Origin of the sequence: Rhodococcus sp. RDE2 (genome assembly GCF_020885655.1) — a bacterium.
GTDB classification, from domain to species: domain Bacteria; phylum Actinomycetota; class Actinomycetes; order Mycobacteriales; family Mycobacteriaceae; genus Rhodococcus; species Rhodococcus pyridinivorans.
In genome coordinates this window covers 468,346-485,155 of sequence record NZ_AP025186.1, presented here as the reverse complement: position 1 = coordinate 485,155, position 16,810 = coordinate 468,346, and the positions used below count along the sequence as shown (strand labels likewise).

At 69.8% G+C, this 16,810-nt stretch carries 18 protein-coding genes; 3 read left to right on the top strand and 15 right to left on the bottom strand.

Annotation, left to right across the window (positions count from 1 at the left end; translation table 11 throughout):
* Positions 1-10: 10 nt before the first annotated feature.
* From panC to dacB, 13 genes are all read right to left on the bottom strand, one after another.
* Complete coding sequence (gene panC, locus LPH33_RS02240) at positions 11-949, bottom strand: pantoate--beta-alanine ligase (protein WP_229566906.1); 939 nt, start codon at positions 947-949, stop codon at positions 11-13.
* Positions 942-1,877, bottom strand: a complete 936-nt coding sequence (locus tag LPH33_RS02235) for a Rossmann-like and DUF2520 domain-containing protein (RefSeq protein ID WP_159416839.1) — start codon at positions 1,875-1,877, stop codon at positions 942-944. The genes panC and LPH33_RS02235 overlap by 8 nt, the downstream gene beginning before the upstream one ends.
* 159 nt (positions 1,878-2,036) lie before the next feature.
* Entirely contained in the window at positions 2,037-3,233 is a 1,197-nt protein-coding gene (locus LPH33_RS02230) for a DUF6779 domain-containing protein (RefSeq protein WP_229566904.1), read from the bottom strand.
* Between the two features lie 74 nt (positions 3,234-3,307).
* On the bottom strand, positions 3,308-3,784 hold the full coding sequence (locus tag LPH33_RS02225; protein ID WP_060653526.1) for a DUF3180 domain-containing protein: 477 nt from the start codon (positions 3,782-3,784) through the stop codon (positions 3,308-3,310).
* Between the two features lie 11 nt (positions 3,785-3,795).
* The gene (folK, locus tag LPH33_RS02220; protein WP_229566903.1) at positions 3,796-4,320 is read right to left on the bottom strand and encodes a 2-amino-4-hydroxy-6-hydroxymethyldihydropteridine diphosphokinase; all 525 of its coding nucleotides are present in this window, start codon (positions 4,318-4,320) and stop codon (positions 3,796-3,798) included.
* On the bottom strand, positions 4,317-4,700 hold the full coding sequence (folB, locus tag LPH33_RS02215) for a dihydroneopterin aldolase (protein ID WP_016692986.1): 384 nt from the start codon (positions 4,698-4,700) through the stop codon (positions 4,317-4,319). Before folB ends, folK begins: the two co-directional genes overlap by 4 nt.
* Complete coding sequence (gene folP / locus LPH33_RS02210; RefSeq protein ID WP_229568242.1) at positions 4,697-5,518, bottom strand: dihydropteroate synthase; 822 nt, start codon at positions 5,516-5,518, stop codon at positions 4,697-4,699. The genes folB and folP overlap by 4 nt, the downstream gene beginning before the upstream one ends.
* Before the next feature lie 32 nt (positions 5,519-5,550).
* Entirely contained in the window at positions 5,551-6,237 is a 687-nt protein-coding gene (folE, locus tag LPH33_RS02205; RefSeq protein WP_202400287.1) for a GTP cyclohydrolase I FolE, read from the bottom strand.
* 49 nt (positions 6,238-6,286) lie between these two features.
* Positions 6,287-8,851, bottom strand: coding sequence for an ATP-dependent zinc metalloprotease FtsH (gene ftsH, locus LPH33_RS02200; RefSeq protein WP_088899064.1), 2,565 nt, complete (start codon positions 8,849-8,851; stop codon positions 6,287-6,289).
* A 252-nt stretch (positions 8,852-9,103) separates the two neighbouring features.
* Positions 9,104-9,658, bottom strand: a complete 555-nt coding sequence (gene hpt / locus LPH33_RS02195) for a hypoxanthine phosphoribosyltransferase (RefSeq protein WP_016692982.1) — start codon at positions 9,656-9,658, stop codon at positions 9,104-9,106.
* Positions 9,659-9,670: 12 nt separating this feature from the next.
* Entirely contained in the window at positions 9,671-10,720 is a 1,050-nt protein-coding gene (gene tilS, locus LPH33_RS02190; RefSeq protein ID WP_088899065.1) for a tRNA lysidine(34) synthetase TilS, read from the bottom strand.
* Complete coding sequence (locus tag LPH33_RS02185) at positions 10,696-11,745, bottom strand: zinc-dependent metalloprotease (RefSeq protein ID WP_172415018.1); 1,050 nt, start codon at positions 11,743-11,745, stop codon at positions 10,696-10,698. The genes tilS and LPH33_RS02185 overlap by 25 nt, the downstream gene beginning before the upstream one ends.
* Positions 11,742-13,085, bottom strand: a complete 1,344-nt coding sequence (dacB, locus tag LPH33_RS02180; RefSeq protein WP_016692979.1) for a D-alanyl-D-alanine carboxypeptidase/D-alanyl-D-alanine-endopeptidase — start codon at positions 13,083-13,085, stop codon at positions 11,742-11,744. Before dacB ends, LPH33_RS02185 begins: the two co-directional genes overlap by 4 nt.
* A gap of 262 nt (positions 13,086-13,347) precedes the next feature.
* Between dacB and LPH33_RS02175 the strand changes: the two genes are divergently transcribed.
* Positions 13,348-13,839 carry an inorganic diphosphatase gene (locus tag LPH33_RS02175; RefSeq protein ID WP_229566901.1) on the top strand — a complete coding sequence of 164 codons (492 nt, stop codon included), beginning with the start codon at positions 13,348-13,350 and terminating at the stop codon, positions 13,837-13,839.
* A gap of 66 nt (positions 13,840-13,905) precedes the next feature.
* Here LPH33_RS02175 and LPH33_RS02170 read toward each other — a convergent pair whose 3' ends face one another.
* Positions 13,906-14,736 (bottom strand): crotonase/enoyl-CoA hydratase family protein, encoded by an 831-nt coding sequence (locus LPH33_RS02170; RefSeq protein WP_088899067.1) that lies wholly within the window; start codon positions 14,734-14,736, stop codon positions 13,906-13,908.
* A gap of 113 nt (positions 14,737-14,849) precedes the next feature.
* Here LPH33_RS02170 and LPH33_RS02165 point away from each other — a divergent pair, with 113 nt between their 5' ends.
* Both LPH33_RS02165 and LPH33_RS02160 read left to right on the top strand, forming a co-directional pair.
* The gene (locus LPH33_RS02165) at positions 14,850-15,323 is read left to right on the top strand and encodes a YbaK/EbsC family protein (RefSeq protein ID WP_088899068.1); all 474 of its coding nucleotides are present in this window, start codon (positions 14,850-14,852) and stop codon (positions 15,321-15,323) included.
* Between the two features lie 219 nt (positions 15,324-15,542).
* Entirely contained in the window at positions 15,543-16,073 is a 531-nt protein-coding gene (locus LPH33_RS02160; protein WP_088899069.1) for a winged helix-turn-helix domain-containing protein, read from the top strand.
* 62 nt (positions 16,074-16,135) lie between these two features.
* Here LPH33_RS02160 and LPH33_RS02155 read toward each other — a convergent pair whose 3' ends face one another.
* Positions 16,136-16,768 (bottom strand): hypothetical protein, encoded by a 633-nt coding sequence (locus LPH33_RS02155; protein ID WP_229566900.1) that lies wholly within the window; start codon positions 16,766-16,768, stop codon positions 16,136-16,138.
* Between the last annotated feature and the right edge of the window lie 42 nt (positions 16,769-16,810).

Sequence of the window (16,810 nt, the reverse complement as noted above, 5' to 3'; positions counted from 1 at the left end):
GATCGGTGGGTCAGCGGTTCGTCAGGTTGTCTTCGGCGCCGGGATCGACCGGGCCGGTGGCGCGTTCGAGGAAGCCGGTGCCGACGGCGACCCCGACGTTGTCGATGAGGCGGGTGGAGCCGAGTCGTGCGGCGACGAGCAGTCGGCCGTCACCGCGTTCGGGTGCCGGCCCCAGATCGGCGCCGCGCACCTCGAGATAGTCCACCTCGATCTGCGGGCTCTGCGCGAGCACGTCGCGTGCCGTGGACAGGATCGCCTCGGCTCCGCCCGCTGCGGCATGTGCGCCGGCGACGAGCGCCGCAGACAGCGTGGTCGCGATCTCGCGCTGCTCGGGGTCGAGATAGCGGTTGCGGGAGGACAGTGCGAGCCCGTCCTGTTCGCGCACGGTGGGAACGCCGAGGATGCGGATGTCGAGATTCAGGTCGGCGACCATCTGACGGATCAGGGTGAGCTGCTGGTAGTCCTTCTCACCGAAGAACGCGGTGTTGGGACCGACGATGTTGAACAGCTTCGCGACGACCGTCAGCATCCCCGCGAAATGGCCGGGGCGCGAAGCACCTTCGAGCTCCGACCCGAGCGGACCCGGGTGGATCGTTGTGCGCGGGCCCTGCGGGTACATCGCCGAGACCGTCGGCACGAAGGCGAGTTCGACGCCCGCTTCGCGGAGCAGTTCGAGGTCGGCGTCGAGAGTGCGCGGGTAGGCGTCGAGGTCCTCGTTCTTCCCGAACTGCAGCGGGTTGACGAAGATCGACACGACCACGACGGCACCGGTGAGCTTGGCCTGGCGCACGAGTTCGAGGTGACCGGTGTGCAGCGCACCCATCGTCGGCACGAGTGCGACGGTGCGGCCGACGCCGCGCAGAGCCCGGGTGACCTTGGCCAGGCCTGCGGGATCGTGATGAACGGTCAGTTCACCTCGCACGTATCCGCGCTGTCCTGCTTCACTCACCGTATTCAGCTCCTTCGAGAATTGCCATCAGTTCCGGCTTCGACCCGGTCCGTTGCGCCGATCGCAGCGACAGCGCGCGGTACCCGGCGGCGATCTGCGGGTCGACGGCCTCGAGCGCACGCAGGTGCGCGGCCACGGCGTCGGCATCGCCGCGCGCGACCGGCCCGGTGAGGGCCGAGGGCCCGCGCCGCAGCACGTTGTCGAGCGCTGCGGAGAGCAACGGCTGCAACACCCGCTCGGCGACTCCACCGGGGGCGTCGTCGACGAGTTGCTGGCCGAGCAGCTCCTCCCCCTGCAGGGCGCTGCGCAGTGCCTCGACGGCGTCGGCGACCAGCGTGACCAGGTGGTTGCTGCCGTGCGCGAGTGCGGCGTGGTAGGTCGTGCGCATGGACTCGGGGACGCGGACCGGCTCGCCGCCGATCTCGAGGACGAGGGACTGCGCGATGGCGTAGCCGATCTCGTCGGCGGCCGTGATGCCGAAGCACGCGGAGGAGAGCCGGTCGATGTCCTCGTCGTGGCCGGTGAAGGTCATCGCGGGATGGATCGCGAGCGGCACGGCGCCCTGCTCGGTCAGCGGCTCGAGGATCGCGGTGCCGTGGGCACCGGAGACGTGGACGACGATCGTGCCGGCGGCGACCGAACCGGTGGCTGCGAGGCCCTTGACCAGGGACGACAGTTCGGTGTCGGGAACGGCGAGAAGAAGGAGATTACAGCGGCCGGCGACCTCGTCGACCGGCAGGATCTGCGAATCCGGCAGGCGGGTGGCGGCACGGTGCCGCGAGACGTCGGAGACGGCCGAGCAGGCCACGACGACATGACCGACGCGTTCGAAAGCTGCACCGAGTGCAGTGCCGACCCGTCCGGCGGACACGATTCCTACCGACAGGCGCGCAGGCGCGGGTGCGTTGGTGATCCCGAAGGAATTCACGGGAGTCCTCTCGTTCGTTCCAGTCCCGCTCAGCGGGTACCGGACGTTCCGCTCGACAATAGCGCGCGCTTTCCGGGGCTCGCCACGGTCGAGCCGAGTGATCTGCGCCTCATCGACCGAGGTGGGGCAGGCGCGACCTGCCGCGCGACCGTCCCGTGATCAGCGCTCGGCCGACAACGACGCCAGGATCTCCGCGACCGTCCGGCCCTCACCGTTGGCGCGACGGCGCCGGGAGCGACGTCCGGACGATTCGTCGTCGTCCTCGTCGTCCTCCTCGGTCGTTTCCGCAGCTCCATCGGCCTTCGCGGCGGTGTCCTTCCCCTCCGCGGGGTCGTCGCCCTTCGACTTCGCTCCGGCCTCGTCTGCGTCCGTTTGCGGGTCGGGATCGGATCCGGACTCGTGCTTGCCGGGCTTCTGCGGCTCCGGCTTCCCGTCCGCCGTCTTCTCGGCGCTCGCGACCTTCGCGTCTCCGGTCTTCGGGTCCCCGGTCTTCGTGGCCCCGGTCTTCGGGTCCCCCGTCTTCGTGTCTCCGGCCTTCGGGTCCACGGCCTTCGGGTCCTCGACTTCCGCGTCCTCGATCTCGGCGTCCTCGACGTCCGGTCCTGCGGTCGCCTTTCCAGCCGTCACCTTCTCGGTCGCAGCCTTCTCGACCGTTCCCTTCCCGGTCGCCGTCTTCCCGGTCGCCGTCTTCCCGGTCACAGCCTCGGCCTTCGCCTGCTTCTCGGTTCGCGGTTCTTCGACATCACCCTTTCCGGGTGTCTTCTCCGACGCCTTCGCCGCGCGCATGGCCGCCTCGACCGATTCGGTCTCCGCGGTGACCGGCTCGTCGTCGGGGGAAGCGAAGGCCGGCCCCGACGGGCGCGGAGCGGACACCCGCGCCGCCTCGCTCAGTTCACGCAGCTTCTCCGCCTGGCCTTCGAGGGCGACGACGTCGTCGGGCAACCGGCCGTCGAACAACATCTCGAGCGTGCGACGCAGGGTGGCCAGTTCGGTGCGCAGGGCCGCCATCTCACCGGCGTCGAGCTTCAGGTCGGCGCGGACCTTCGCCTCGACGCTCAGCTCGTACTCGCGTCGCGCCGCGATCTCCCTCTGCAACTGCAACTCGTAGACCGTCTTCAGGTCGTCGGCCTTCGCCCGATCGAGCGCCGATTCGCGGCGGTACTTGTTCATCGCGATGGCTCCGACGGTCGCGGCCCACAGGGCGACGACCACCGCGACGCGCAGCAACTGCACGCTCTCACTGAAGATCAACAGCAGCGAGGCGATCATCGCCAGAGCGAGCAGACCGGCCACGATCATCGAGCCGGTACTGCGCCACGGACGGCGATTCCTGTCTGGTCGCGCCGAGGTTGCCATGACCATCAGGGTACTTGGATGGGTCCACCGATCGGAGCCGGACGACACGCCCTGGCCCACCGCGAAATCCGAGGTCAGAGCGCCGGTTCGTTCGGTTCGTCGGGATCTTCCGGTGTCCGGCAACAGTATTCGAGCCACAGTGCGGCCGCCGCCAGTGCGATACCGGCGAGGGCTCCGACGAGCACACCCGAGGTGTCGTCGGTCGCGGCCTGCACGACTCCGCGCTGCGGCACGAGATACAGCAGGAAGCCGACCCACACTCCGGCGCTCGCGGCACCCACCAGTGCGGACGCCTTGGCGAGCGCGACCGCCCGGGCCGCGGTGATGGGATGGAGCCTGCCTGGGCCCTCACCGATCTCGTGCTTGCCGACCCGCGACCGGATCATGAACGCCAGGATCACCTCGATGATCGCGACGGGATACAGCGAGGCTCCCGCGTAGACGGGGATGGGCGGCAGCGAGCCGTACATCGTGCGGACGAGCAGCCACGCGACGATCGCTGCCAGCACGGCCAGCGCCAGCAGATCTCGGATCCGGGTCTGTTTCAGCACTCGCTGCGTCCCTAGGTCGTCGGCCCGGTCAGCGTCAGGTCGGTGCGATGCACACCCTCACGTTCGGCGGCGTCGAGTTCGCCGAGCCACTCGCCGATGCCCAGCCGCCGGCCGTCGGCGGAGAGGACCGCTTCGGGTTCGACGTCGAGCCACGGGACGAGCACGAACGCCCGCTGGTGTGCGCGCGGATGCGGCAGGATCAACTCCGGATCGTCGCTGCGCACCTCACCGTCGCCGTTGTCGCAGGTCACGACGTCGACGTCGAGGCTGCGCGGACCCCAGCGCCGGATCCGGACGCGTTCGGCGGCCTCCTCGAGCTCCTGACCGAACCGCAGCCAGTCGCGCGGACCGAAGGCGGCGTCCTCCGCGACGACGACGGCGTTGAGGAAGTCCTCCTGCTCGACGCCGCCCCACGGTGCCGTCGAGTACACCGCCGAGACGGCGACGGCCCGCTCACCCAATGCGTCGACGACCGACCGCAGATGCGCGAGCCGGTCGCCGATGTTCGATCCGATGGACAGCACGGCACGGCTCATGAGGCGCTCCCGGTCGCGTCGCTGCGGGAGCGGTCGATCACCACGGCGACGTCGCCGAAGGTCAGCGGGATCGGTGCCGACGGCTTGTGGAGCGTGACCTCCACCCGGGAGACACGCGGGTCGGTGAGCACCTCGTCGGCGATCTCCCCGGCGACCGTCTCGATGAGATCGCGACCCGGACCGGCGATGATCGCCGCAGCACGCTCGGCGAGTTCGCCGTAGTGCAGCGTGTCGGTCAGCTCGTCGGACGCCGCGGCCGGCGCGAGATCGAGCCACACGACGATGTCGACGACGAAGTCCTGGCCGTCCCGCTTCTCGTGCTCGAAGACGCCGTGGTTGCCGCGGACCGTCAGTCCCCGGAGTTCGATGCGGTCGCTCACGCGTGCACTCCTTCCGCGCTGCCGCGCTGCCAGGCACGCACCACCGCGAGCGCGTCGCGGGATGCCTGCACATCGTGGACGCGTACGCCCCACGCGCCGTGGGTGGCGGCGAGCGCCGAGACGACCGCCGTGGCGACCTCGCGGCCCGCGGGCGACCGGACCGTGCCGTCCGGCGCCGCGAGCAACGCACCGAGGAAACGCTTCCGGGACGCCCCGATGAGCACCGGGAAACCCAGTTCGGTGAGCTCGGGCAGGCGCTGCAGCAACTGCCAGTTGTGGTCGGGTTCCTTCACGAATCCCAGACCGGGATCGAGCACGATCTTCTCGGAGTCCACGCCTGCGGCCACCGCGATGTCGACCTGCGTGAGCAGCTCGTCGCGGACCTCGCGGACGACGTCGTCGTAGTGCGTCGAACCGCCCGCGTGGACGAACTCGCCGAGGGGACGCCAGTGCATGAGGATCCACGGCACCCCGGCCTCGGCGACCACCGCGGCCATGTCGGCGTCGGCCCGCCCACCCGAGACGTCGTTGATCATCGTCACTCCGGCCTCCACGGCCGCTTCGGCGACCGAGGCGCGCATCGTGTCGACACTCGTGGGGATGCCCGCCTCCGACAGGGCCGCGATGACCGGCGCCACGCGGGACGCCTCGACCTCCGGGTCGACGCGCACGGCCCCGGGCCGGGTGGACTCGCCACCCACGTCGACGATGTCGACGCCGAGCTCGCGCAGCTCGAAGCCGCGGGCTATCGCGGTCTCGCGGTCCAGATAGCGACCGCCGTCGGAGAAGGAATCACTCGTGACGTTCAGTACGCCCATCACGACGGGCCACTGTTCGGCAGGAAAGACGGTCACCGGCGCAGGATCAGGTCCAGGGCCTCGGCACGCGACGCCGAACTGGTCTGGAACAACCCGCGCACGGCGGAGGTGGTGGTGCTGGCGCCGGGCTTGCGGATGCCACGCATCGCCATGCACAGGTGCTCGGCCTCGACCACGACGATCACGCCGCGCGGCTGCAGCTTGCGCATCATGGCATCGGCGATCTGGCTGGTGAGGCGCTCCTGGACCTGCGGACGCTTGGCGTAGAGGTCGACGACACGCGCCAGCTTCGACAGACCCGTCACGCGGCCCGTCGGGCCCGGGATGTATCCGACGTGGGCGACCCCGTGGAACGACACGAGGTGGTGCTCGCACGTCGAGTACATCGGGATGTCGCGCACGAGGACGAGTTCCTGATGGCCTTCGTCGAAGGTCGTGTCGAGGACCTCGTCCGGGTCCGTGAACAGTCCCCCGAACACCTCACGGTAGGCACGGGCCACCCGGGCGGGGGTGTCGCGCAGGCCCTCGCGGTCCGGATCCTCACCCACTGCGATCAGCAGTTCGCGCACGGCCGCTTCGGCTCGGGCCTGATCGAACGTGCGTCCCGCGTCCACGCTCAACTCGTGGGTCGTCACATCCTCCGGGTCGGAACCCGTATCCGACTTCAGGTGGTTCACCGACACCCGCTCGCCCTCCACTCTTCGCTCACTCGTCTCCATCGGAACCGACGGTCCCGATGTGCGCCCGGTACCGACTCACCGACACGGATCAGTGCCGGCCGGCCGGGCCTTCCCACCGCTGTGTGGGAGGGGGCTCGGGAGCGCCGTAACCATCGCGCGGTTGCGAGTCTCCCACGTGGTTGTCACCGCGGTGCGCATCTCCCGCACCGTTGTCGCCGGAGTCCGACGGACGGTCGGCGTCCTGCGACTCCTGCGGACGCCCGAAACTCTGCGTTTCCTGAGGCTGTCCGTAGCCGGGCTGTCCGTAGCCCTGGGGGTTCTGGCCCTGCGGATACCCGTAACCCTGCGGTTGTCCCGAGCCCTGCTGCCCGTGACCCTGCTGTTCCTGCGGGGTCTGCTCGCGCGGCGGCCAGCCGGGAGCCGACCATCCGGCGGGAGCGCCGTAGTCGGGCCGCGTCGCGTGCCGCGGACCACCGGGGTACGGAGCCGCCGGCTGGAAGCCCGGAAGCGGCTCGGAGGCCGGGACCGGCTGCGACTGCGGCTGGGGCTGTGCCTGTGTGTGGGGCTGTGCCTGCGTCTGGGGCTGGGGGTAGCCGTTCGCCGGCTGGTACTGCGGCTGTGCGCCGGGCTGATAACCGGCGGGAGCGGGCACCTCACCCTGACCCGGATACTGCGGGTGCTGATGTGCCGGCTTCGTCAGCGACGGCGGTTCCGGCGGCCACGGCTCGCCGCGCTCGGCCGCGAGCTCGGCGGGCGTCTTGATCGGCGGCTTGTCGGACGGGACCCGGTCACCGAAATCGTTGAAGGTCGTGATCCGCGGACGCTTCTTCACGTCGGCCAGGATCCTGTCGAGGTCCTTGCGGGTCAGCGTCTCGTGCTCGAGCAGCTCGCCTGCCAGCACGTCGAGGGCGTCGCGGTACTCGTTGAGGATCGCCCACGCCTCGGTGTGCGCGGCCTCGATGAGGTTGCGGACCTCTTCGTCGATCTCGCGTGCCACCTCGTGCGAGTAGTCGGACTGCACGCCCATCGACCGGCCGAGGAAGGGATCGCCCTGCTCCTGGCCGTAGCGGACGGCGCCGAGCCTCGCGCTCATGCCGTACTCGGTGACCATCGCGCGCGCGATCTTCGTGGCCTGGTCGATGTCGGACGAGGCGCCGGTGGTGGGCTCGCGGAAGACGAGCTCCTCTGCGGCACGACCACCCATCGCCATGACGAGGCGCGCGATCATCTCCGAACGCGTCATCAGGCCCTTGTCGTCCTCGGGCACCGTCATCGCGTGACCACCGGTGCGGCCGCGGGCGAGGATGGTGACCTTGTACACCGGCTCGATGTCGGGCATCGCCCACGCGGCGAGGGTGTGACCACCCTCGTGGTAGGCCGTGATCTTCTTCTCGTGCTCGCTGATGATGCGGCTCTTGCGGCGGGGACCGCCGATGACGCGGTCGACCGATTCCTCGAGGATCGTCTCGGTGATCACCGTGCCGTTCTCACGGGCGGTGAGCAGGGCGGCCTCGTTGACGACGTTCGCGAGGTCGGCGCCGGACATGCCCACCGTGCGCTTGGCGAGCGCACCGAGATCCGCGTTGGGATCGATCGGCTTGCCCTTCGAGTGCACGGCGAGGATCGCCCGGCGACCGGCGAGGTCGGGGTTCGTGACCGGGATCTGACGGTCGAAACGGCCGGGACGCAGCAGCGCCGGGTCGAGGATGTCGGGACGGTTCGTCGCGGCCATCACGATGATGCCGGAGCGGTCGCCGAAGCCGTCCATCTCGACGAGCAGCTGGTTGAGGGTCTGCTCGCGCTCGTCGTGACCACCGCCGAGGCCGGCGCCGCGCTGGCGGCCGACCGCGTCGATCTCGTCGACGAAGATGATGCAGGGGGCGTTCTGCTTGGCCTGCTCGAACAGGTCGCGCACGCGGGAGGCGCCGACACCGACGAACATCTCGACGAAGTCCGAACCGGAGATCGTGAAGAACGGGACGCCCGCTTCGCCGGCGACGGCACGTGCGAGGAGGGTCTTACCGGTGCCGGGCGGGCCGTAGAGCAGCACGCCCTTGGGGATCTTCGCGCCGAGCGCCTGGTAGCGCGCCGGGTTCTGCAGGAAGTCCTTGATCTCGTAGAGCTCCTCGACGGCCTCGTTGGCGCCGGCGACATCGGCGAAGGTCGTCTTGGGCATGTCCTTCGACAGCTGCTTGGCCTTCGACTTGCCGAAGCCCATCATGCCGCCGCGACCACCGCCCTGCATGCGGCTCATCACGAAGAAGAACACGCCGAGCAGGATGATCATCGGCAGGACGAACAGGAGGATCGACGTCAGCCAGCTCTCCTGGGTGACGCTCGTGTCGTACTTCTGCGCGCCCGACGCGGCGACGAGGTCGAAGATCTGCTCGGAGGCCGACGCGGGGTACTTCGCGATGATCTCGGTGCTGCCCTCGGTCGCGTCGTTGCCGTTCTCGAGCCACAACCGGACCTGCTGCTCGCGGTCGTCGATGCGGGCTTCGCTGACGTTCTGCGATTCGAGTTGGGACACCGCGACGGACGTGTCCACCTGGGTGAAACCGCGCGTGTCGTCGCCGAAGTAACTGAAGGCGTAGATCACCAGCAGAATGCCGGCGACGATCGCCAGATTACGGAACACTGTCTTGCGGTTCATACAGGTTCGGCCCGAGCGGCCGGTCCTTTCGATCGAGTTCGTCGGGGTCTCGCAGTCGCGGCGCTTCGCGCCCGGGGTGGCCGCATGCCGCGACGGTCACTGACCAGGCAACGCAAGGTTACCGCGTAGCAACGAGCGGTCGCCCCGGCACCGGCCGGAGCCGACACCGGGAAGACGTCGTAATCGACAACGATCGGGACGGAACCGGAGTTCCCCGGGCCGGGGGACCTCACGACCCGGCTCGCCCGGAGGTCAGCTGCTGTAGACCTTGGGATCCAGCGTGCCGATGTAGGGCAGGTCGCGGTAGCGCTCGTCGTAGTCGAGTCCGTAGCCGACGACGAACTCGTCCGGGATGTCGAATCCGACGTCCTTGACCTCGACGTCGATCTTCACGGCCTCCGGCTTGCGCAGCAGCGTGACGACCTCGAGCGACGCGGGGTTGCGCGTCGAGAGGTTCTTGAGCAGCCACGACAGCGTCAGACCCGAGTCGATGATGTCCTCGACGATGAGGACGTGGCGGCCGGCGATGTCCTTGTCGAGGTCCTTGAGGATGCGCACGACACCCGAGGACGACGTCGACGACCCGTACGAGCTGACGGCCATGAACTCCATCTGCGTCGGGATCGGCAGAGCGCGCGCGAAGTCGGTCATGAAGAAGATGGCGCCCTTGAGCACCCCGATGAGCAGCAGATCGCCTTCCGGCGCACCCACCGGGTAACGCTCGGCGATCGACTGCGCCAGCTCTGCGGTCCGCTCCTTGATCTGCTCTTCGGAGATCAGCACCGACGCTATGTCGTTCTCGTACACCGGGGTCCTTCCCTACCTTCTGCTGCCGGTCGCCCGGACCTTCGCCCGGTCGACGTACTCCACGGCAAGCGTGCCACGCCGACGCGACACCACCAACCTCGTCCCCGTCCGCGGGCCCCGCCCGACCGCGACCGGCCCCTGTCCGCGCCACGCCACTACCAGGTCGTCGACCGCCCGCAGCATCGTCTCGTTCGGCGTGACGGTGTGATCGATCAGCCACGATCGGAGGGCTCTGCGTCGCACCGCGGCGGGAGCCGCCGCGAGCGTGTCGGTGTCGAGCAGGTCGTCCTCGCGCCGCGCTGTCGCGAGCAGGTCGCCGGCCCAGACATCGAGGGCGTGGCCGTCGTCCTGCAGTTGCCCGGCCGTGCGTGCGAGGGCTTCGGCGACGCCCCCACCGAGCACGTCCTCGAGCAGCGGCAGTACCTCGCGGCGCAGACGCACGCGCGTGAACCGGTCGTCGGTGTTGTGCGGATCCTCGTACGGGCGGTAGCCGAGTTCGTCGCACGCCCGGCGGGTCGTGTCGCGGCGCACGCCGAGCAGCGGACGGCCCCACGGCGGGTCGAAGGGTGCCATCCCCCGGATCGAACGCAGACCCGAGCCGCGGCCGAGACCGAGCAGCACCGTCTCGGCCTGGTCGTCGAGGGTGTGCCCGAGCAGCACGGGCCGTCCGTCGCGGTTCTCGTCGAGAGCCCGGTAGCGGGCCGCGCGCGCGGCGGCCTCGAGGCCTCCCCCACCGGTGACGTCCACACCGACCACCGTGACGGTCGCGCAGCCGCGGGCCCGGGCGAACTCCGCGGCCCGCGCGGCGACGACCTCGGAACCGGACTGGAGGCGATGATCGACGACGACGGCGTGCACCGCCTCGGTCTCCGCGACGGCGGCGGCGGTCAGGGCGGCGGAATCGGCCCCGCCCGACAACGCGACGGTCACCGCGTCGGCCGGGTGCGCGCCCAGCCAGGCCCGCACGGCGAGGCGCACCTCGTGGATCGCCGGGGCCTCGGGCAGCAGCGGACGATCGGTCGACGGTGAAGCCACGATCAGCTCAGCACCCGCGCGATCCACGCGTCGGGATGGTCGATCTCCGTCAGGGTGGGCAGGGCGTCCGGACCGGACCACACCGCGTTGAAGTCGTCCATGCCGACCTTCGCGACGACGGCGTCGACGAACTTCTTGCCGTGCACGTACTGGGCCATCTTGGCGTCCATGCCGAGGACGAGCCGGATGAGGCGATGCACCGGGCTGCTGTTGCGGTGCCGCCGGTTGTCGAACGCCCGCCGGATCCGCGCGACCGACGGGACCACGGCGGGGCCGACACCGTCCATCACGTGATCGGCGTGCCCTTCGAGGAGTGTTCCGAGGGCGAGGATCCGGTCGAACGACTCGCGCTGCGATTGTGCCTGCAGCGCCCGTACGACTCCGAGCATGCCGCGCTCCGACATCGGCTTGTCGCCGGGAGTGCGCAGGTCCTTCACCGCCGACACCACGCGGGTCGCGACGTCGCCCATCGGTTCCTCGACCGCGGTGGCGAGGTCGGCGGCGGCCTCGCGCATCAGCTCGGCCATCCACGGTGCCTGCGCGAACTGCACGCGGTGGGTCACCTCGTGCAGGCACACCCACAGCCGGAAGTCGGCGGGCGGCACCTTCAGCGCGCGTTCGACCGCGACGACGTTGGGCGCGACGAGCAGCAGCGAACGGGAGAACGGGTCGTACTGGCCGAGCACCGCGGACGACAGGTAGGCGAGCATGGCGCCGGCCTGCGCACCCGCCGGTTTACCCACCCAGCGGCGGGAGGAGCCGGCCGGATCCTCGCCCGAGGTCGCGGTGAGGTCGGCCATCGACGCCGCGGCCGCACACACCCAGCCCGGCCGGTCGACGACCTGCGCGGGCGGCGGCTCGGTTCCGTCGTCGAGACGCGTGTGCTCGCGCACCGGTCCCTCGGCGCGCGCGGCGGCCGAGAACAACTCGTCCTGCACCGCGTCGCGGGTGTACCGCGACATCGCGGGCTCGGAGCGGGTGAGGCGCACGCCGACCCCGGCCGCGAACGACCAGTCGATCGCGTCGCCGAGTGCCCGCTCCTTGCCGGTCATCGGCAACCGCACTCGCGGAGTACCGACGCCACGGCGTCGAGGGCGGGCCGGGCCTCGCTCGGGGACCTGCCGTTGGAGAGCAACGCGAACGACAGCACGCGGCCGTCGGAGTCGACGACGTATCCGGTGAGTCCGTTGACCTCGGTCAGCGTGCCGGTCTTCGCCCGCACCCATCCGGCGCCGGCACGGGTCGTGGTGCCGTAGCGATCGGCGAGCGTGCCGGTCGCTCCGGCGACGGGAAGATAGTCGAGCATGGGCCGCAGCTCCGTCCTGTTCGGTCCGGCCGCCTCCGAGATCACGCGATCGAGCGTGCGAGCGGGGATCCGGTTCTCGACCGAGAGCCCGCTGACGTCGCGCAACGTCACTCCGGTGACGTCCAGACCCGCTTGCTGCAGGGTACCGGTCACAGCCTTCGTCGTGCCCTCGAACGAGTGCTCGTTGCCGGTCGCGACCGCGACCTCCCGTCCGACGGTCTCCGCGAGGACGTTGTCGGATCGGCGCAGCATCTGGCCGAGGCGGACGGTGAGCGGCGCCGACTGCACCGATGCCATGGGCGCCGCGCCCGGCGAGGCCGACCCGGGCGCGACCCGCGCCGGGTCGGCACCGAGCGCCGTCGCCAGTGCACGACCGGCGTCCAGAGCGGGCGTCGCGCTGCGGGGCGATTCGTCCTCGAGCGGCCGCAACCGGCCGCCGTCGAGCATCACGGGTTCGATGGGCGCGACGTAGCCGTCGCCGACGTCCTGCGGGAACCAGCCCGGGGCGAGCGGATCTCCGCTGTACAGGCTCGTGTCGACGAGGACGGTCTCGACCGTCGCGCCGCTGCGCCGGATCTGTTCGGCGAGGTCGGCGATGCGAGGGCCGCCCGGGTAGAAGCTCTCCTGTCCGGGCGGCATCGCCGAGAGGGTGGGGTCGCCGCCGGCGATGAGGACGATCTCCCCCGGCTTCGAACCCTCGACGACGCGCGTGGTGATCCGATGGTCGGAGGGCAGCACGAGCATGGCGGCCGCGGCGGTGAGGATCTTCGTCGTGGAGGCCGGGATCAGCGCGCGATCGGCGTCCTTCGACCACAGCACAGTGCCGGTCGTGGGGTCGGTGATCGACCCGGCGAAGTCACCGAGGCCGGGATTGTTCACAACCGGATCGAGTGCCGCCGCCAGCGAGGTCGGGTCGGGCGTCGGAGCGTCGGGCGAGACCGCGGCGACCGCGGGGGTCGCGATCACCGGTGCCGGTGCGGGGAGCACGACCGCGCCGGCGGACGCCCGCACGTCGTAGATCGCGAAGGCCCCGCCGACGACGAGAGCGAGGAAACCCGCTCCCCAGATCCCGAAGAGGATCTTCATGTTCCGTCGTCGCCTGGTTGCCAGTGAACCCTGCTTCTTGTTGCCGCCCTGCCCCGTCAACACGCCTCCGCTGCATCCTGCACACACTGGTCGACCAGCTACCCGCACTTCCCGCTGCCGGCCGCATACTGCTGTGACGCACTCGGGGCCCCGGTACCTGCACCTCCAGCCTAGCGCCGCGACCGTTATCCTCTCTGCGGACCATCACCGCAGATACGGATGTCGTATCCGCCGGAAAAACACCGACGAAGTGAGGCAAGGCGTGGAGTTCGAGGTCACCATCGAGATCCCCAAGGGACAGCGGAACAAGTACGAGGTCGATCACGAGACCGGACGCGTCAAGCTCGATCGTTACCTGTACACCTCGTTCGGCTACCCGGCCGATTACGGCTACATCGAGAACACCCTCGGTGAGGACGGCGATCCGCTCGACTGCATGGTCCTGCTGCCCGAGTCGGTCTTCCCCGGCGTGATCGTCGAGGCCCGCCCCGTCGGCATGTTCAAGATGGTCGACGAGGCCGGTGGCGACGACAAGATCCTGGCCGTCCCGGCCGGCGACCCGCGGTGGGATCACGTCCAGGACATCAGCGACGTCTCGCAGTTCGAACTCGACGCCATCAAGCACTTCTTCGTGCACTACAAGGACCTCGAGCCGGGCAAGCACGTCGAGGCCGCCGACTGGGTCGGTCTCGCCGAGGCCGAGGCCGAGGTGACCGCGTCGGTCGAGCGCCTGAAGAACAACGGCGGGCACTGACACAGAGCCTGCAAATACGGATCCCCCGGACGATGCGATCGTCCGGGGGATCCGTCGTATGCGGGCCTACTCGCCCTTGAACTGCGGCGGGCGCTTCTCGAAGACGGCGGTGATCGCCTCGGTGAGGTCCTCCGACGGCAGGAACGCCGCGTTCCACGCCGCGACGTAGCGGAGGCTGTCGTCGACCTGCGGCGAGCGCGTGTGGTCGAGGACGTTCTTGATGCCCTGGACGACGAGCGGCGGGTTGGCGGCGATCTCCGCGGCGGTCGCGTGGGCCGCGGCCAGCACCGCGTCGGCGTCGGCGTGGACGTCGTTGACGAGACCGATCTTCTCGGCGCGGGCGGCGTCGATGTCCTTGCCCGTGAGCGCGAGCTCGCGGACGTGACCGTCGCCGATGATGAGCGGGAGCCGGGCGAGGGTGCCGACATCGGCGACCATTCCGACCTTGACCTCGCGGACGCTGAACTTCGCATCGGCGCTCGCGTAGCGGATGTCGGCGGCGGAGATGAGGTCGACCGCTCCGCCGATGCACCAGCCCTGGACCGCGGCGACGACCGGCTTGCGGCAGTCGGCGACGGCCGTGATGGCCGCCTGCATGCTCTTGATCAGCGTGTGGAAGTCCGTGCGCGGCTTCGCGAGCGCCTTGCCGGAGACGACGGCGCCGAGGCTGCCGCCCATGGCGACGAGGTCGAGGCCGTAGGAGAAGTTCCGGCCGGAACCGGCGAGGACGACGGCGCGGACCTCGGGGTCGGCGTCGAGCTCACCGAAGAGGACGGGCAGTTCCGCCCAGAAGTCGGGACCCATGGCGTTGCCCTTGCCGGGGCCGATGAGCGTGACCTGTGCGACGTGATCCTTGCGTTCGACGGTGAACGCTTTCCAGGGCGAGTGATCGGACATTACTGAAGAGTAACTTGTGGATCTTCGTTTCGCACCGACCGCACCCCACGACACGACGACGATGCGTCCTCGGAACCGCGCCCATAGCGCGGCGATTTTCCTACTCTTGATCCATGACCAGGTCGCTGCATCCGAATGCCCACCGCGTCTCGGACACGCTCATCGCCCGCGGCCATCACGGTCTGATCGTCCAGCAGCCGGAGACCGTGCACACCGCCGAGCAGGCCGCCGCCGCGGTGGGTGTGGAGGTGGGCGCGATCGTGAAGTCGCTCGTCTTCCTGCTCGACGACGACCCGATCCTGCTGCTGGTGTCCGGCGCGCACCGCGTGTCGGTCGAACGGACCGGCGAGCGGCTCGGCGGCGAGCTCGTGCCGGCCTCCCCCGATCTGGTCACGGAGGTCACCGGCCAGCCGCTCGGTGGCGTCGCACCACTCGGTCATCCCACGAACCTGCCCACCTACATCGACCGTGCGCTGCAGCACTACCCGGATCTGTGGGCGTCGGGCGGATGCCCGAACACACTGTTCCGGACCGTCTATTCGGAGCTCATGCGCATCACCGCGGCGATCGACGTCGACGTCGACTGAGACCGCCCACCTACCGGTACCGCCGGCATCTCCACCCGGGTACACTCTCCGTCGTGACAGTCCGAGCGTGGAGCCGCAGGCATGTCGACCTGTGCCGTACCCGCTCGTGCCTCTGTGCGTTCTGAGATCCGCACCATCCCTTCCTCTTTCCCGGCGCCGCACTACTGCGGGTAGTCGCCTGTCCGGCGCCGTTCACCTTCCGACCAGCGGAGCCCTTCCATGACCACGTCCTCCATCGAGAACCCGCCCGGCAGCTCGGTCGATGCACCCGAACTCGTTCTCATCGTGCAGATCTCGGACACGAACGCCGGGTCGGCGGGCGACCTCGCCGCCCTCGCCGACGCCCTGCGGGAGACCGCGCTCGATCTGCTCCCGGGTGCGCGCACCCACACCCTCCTCAGCCCCGGCCCGACCCCTCTGGTGATCGATCTGCCGGCCCGCGGGCTGGTGCTCGACAATCAGCGGGTCGAGTTGAGTCACAGCGAATTCGAGATTCTTGCGCACCTGGTTCGCCGGCCCCGCGTCGTGGTGTCCCGCGCGGCACTGAGGCCGCTCGGCGCCGGCTATTCCGAGAACGACGACTTCGACACCGACCGGGGCAACCGCAGTGTCGACGTCCATGTCTCCCGGATCCGTTCCAAGCTGGGACGTTTCGGCAACATCATCACCACTGTCCGCGGGTCGGGCTACCGGTTCGATCCCGATCCGCGCATGCACGTCGTCGAAGCACTCGACCGCCGCACGGCGTGAACGCATGCGAAGGAGGGGCAGGAGTCGAAACTCCTGCCCCTCCTTCGTGATACGGATATATGTCAGGAAGCGCGCACGGATGCCTGGGCACCTTCACCGAACCGGCGCAGGACCTCGACGACGGTCGGTGAGACCTCGATGAGGCCGCGCGACTCCAGCCACGGCAGCGTTCCGTCGACGAGATGCTCGACGGTGAACGGCGCGGCGAGCGGGATCAGCGTGACGCCGTCGGCGACCTGCACGGCGTGGATGTCGGCGATCAGCCCGGCGAGACCGTGGGGCGTTCCGACGTAGGACAGCGTGGCGGCCTCCCCGCGAGTGGATTCCGGACGGGTACGCCGAGTGCGCGCGGTGCGGGCATCGGACGCGAGGATGACCTCGACGTCGACGAGCACCGTGACCGAATCGGGATCGCGGCCCTCCTCGGCGGCCTCCGCACGGATGCGGTCGCGCAGTTTCCCGGCCTCACGCAGGTCGGCGGCACGCACCCGCACGACGTTGGATACATCGGCGCTGAGGTCGAGCGGCGGGTCGCCGGCACGTCCCAGGGTCAGGTCGGCCCAGTAGTCGGGCCCGGAGTGACCGGTGAGTTCGACGGCGACACGCAACGGCCGGATCGCGGCGGACTCGACGACGGCCGGGTCTGCGGTGGCCGGATCTGCGGATACAGGGGTGACGGTGGATGCGACGGACATGGGATGCCTCTCGGTACGGGCCGCGGAGCGGCACGGAGGGAT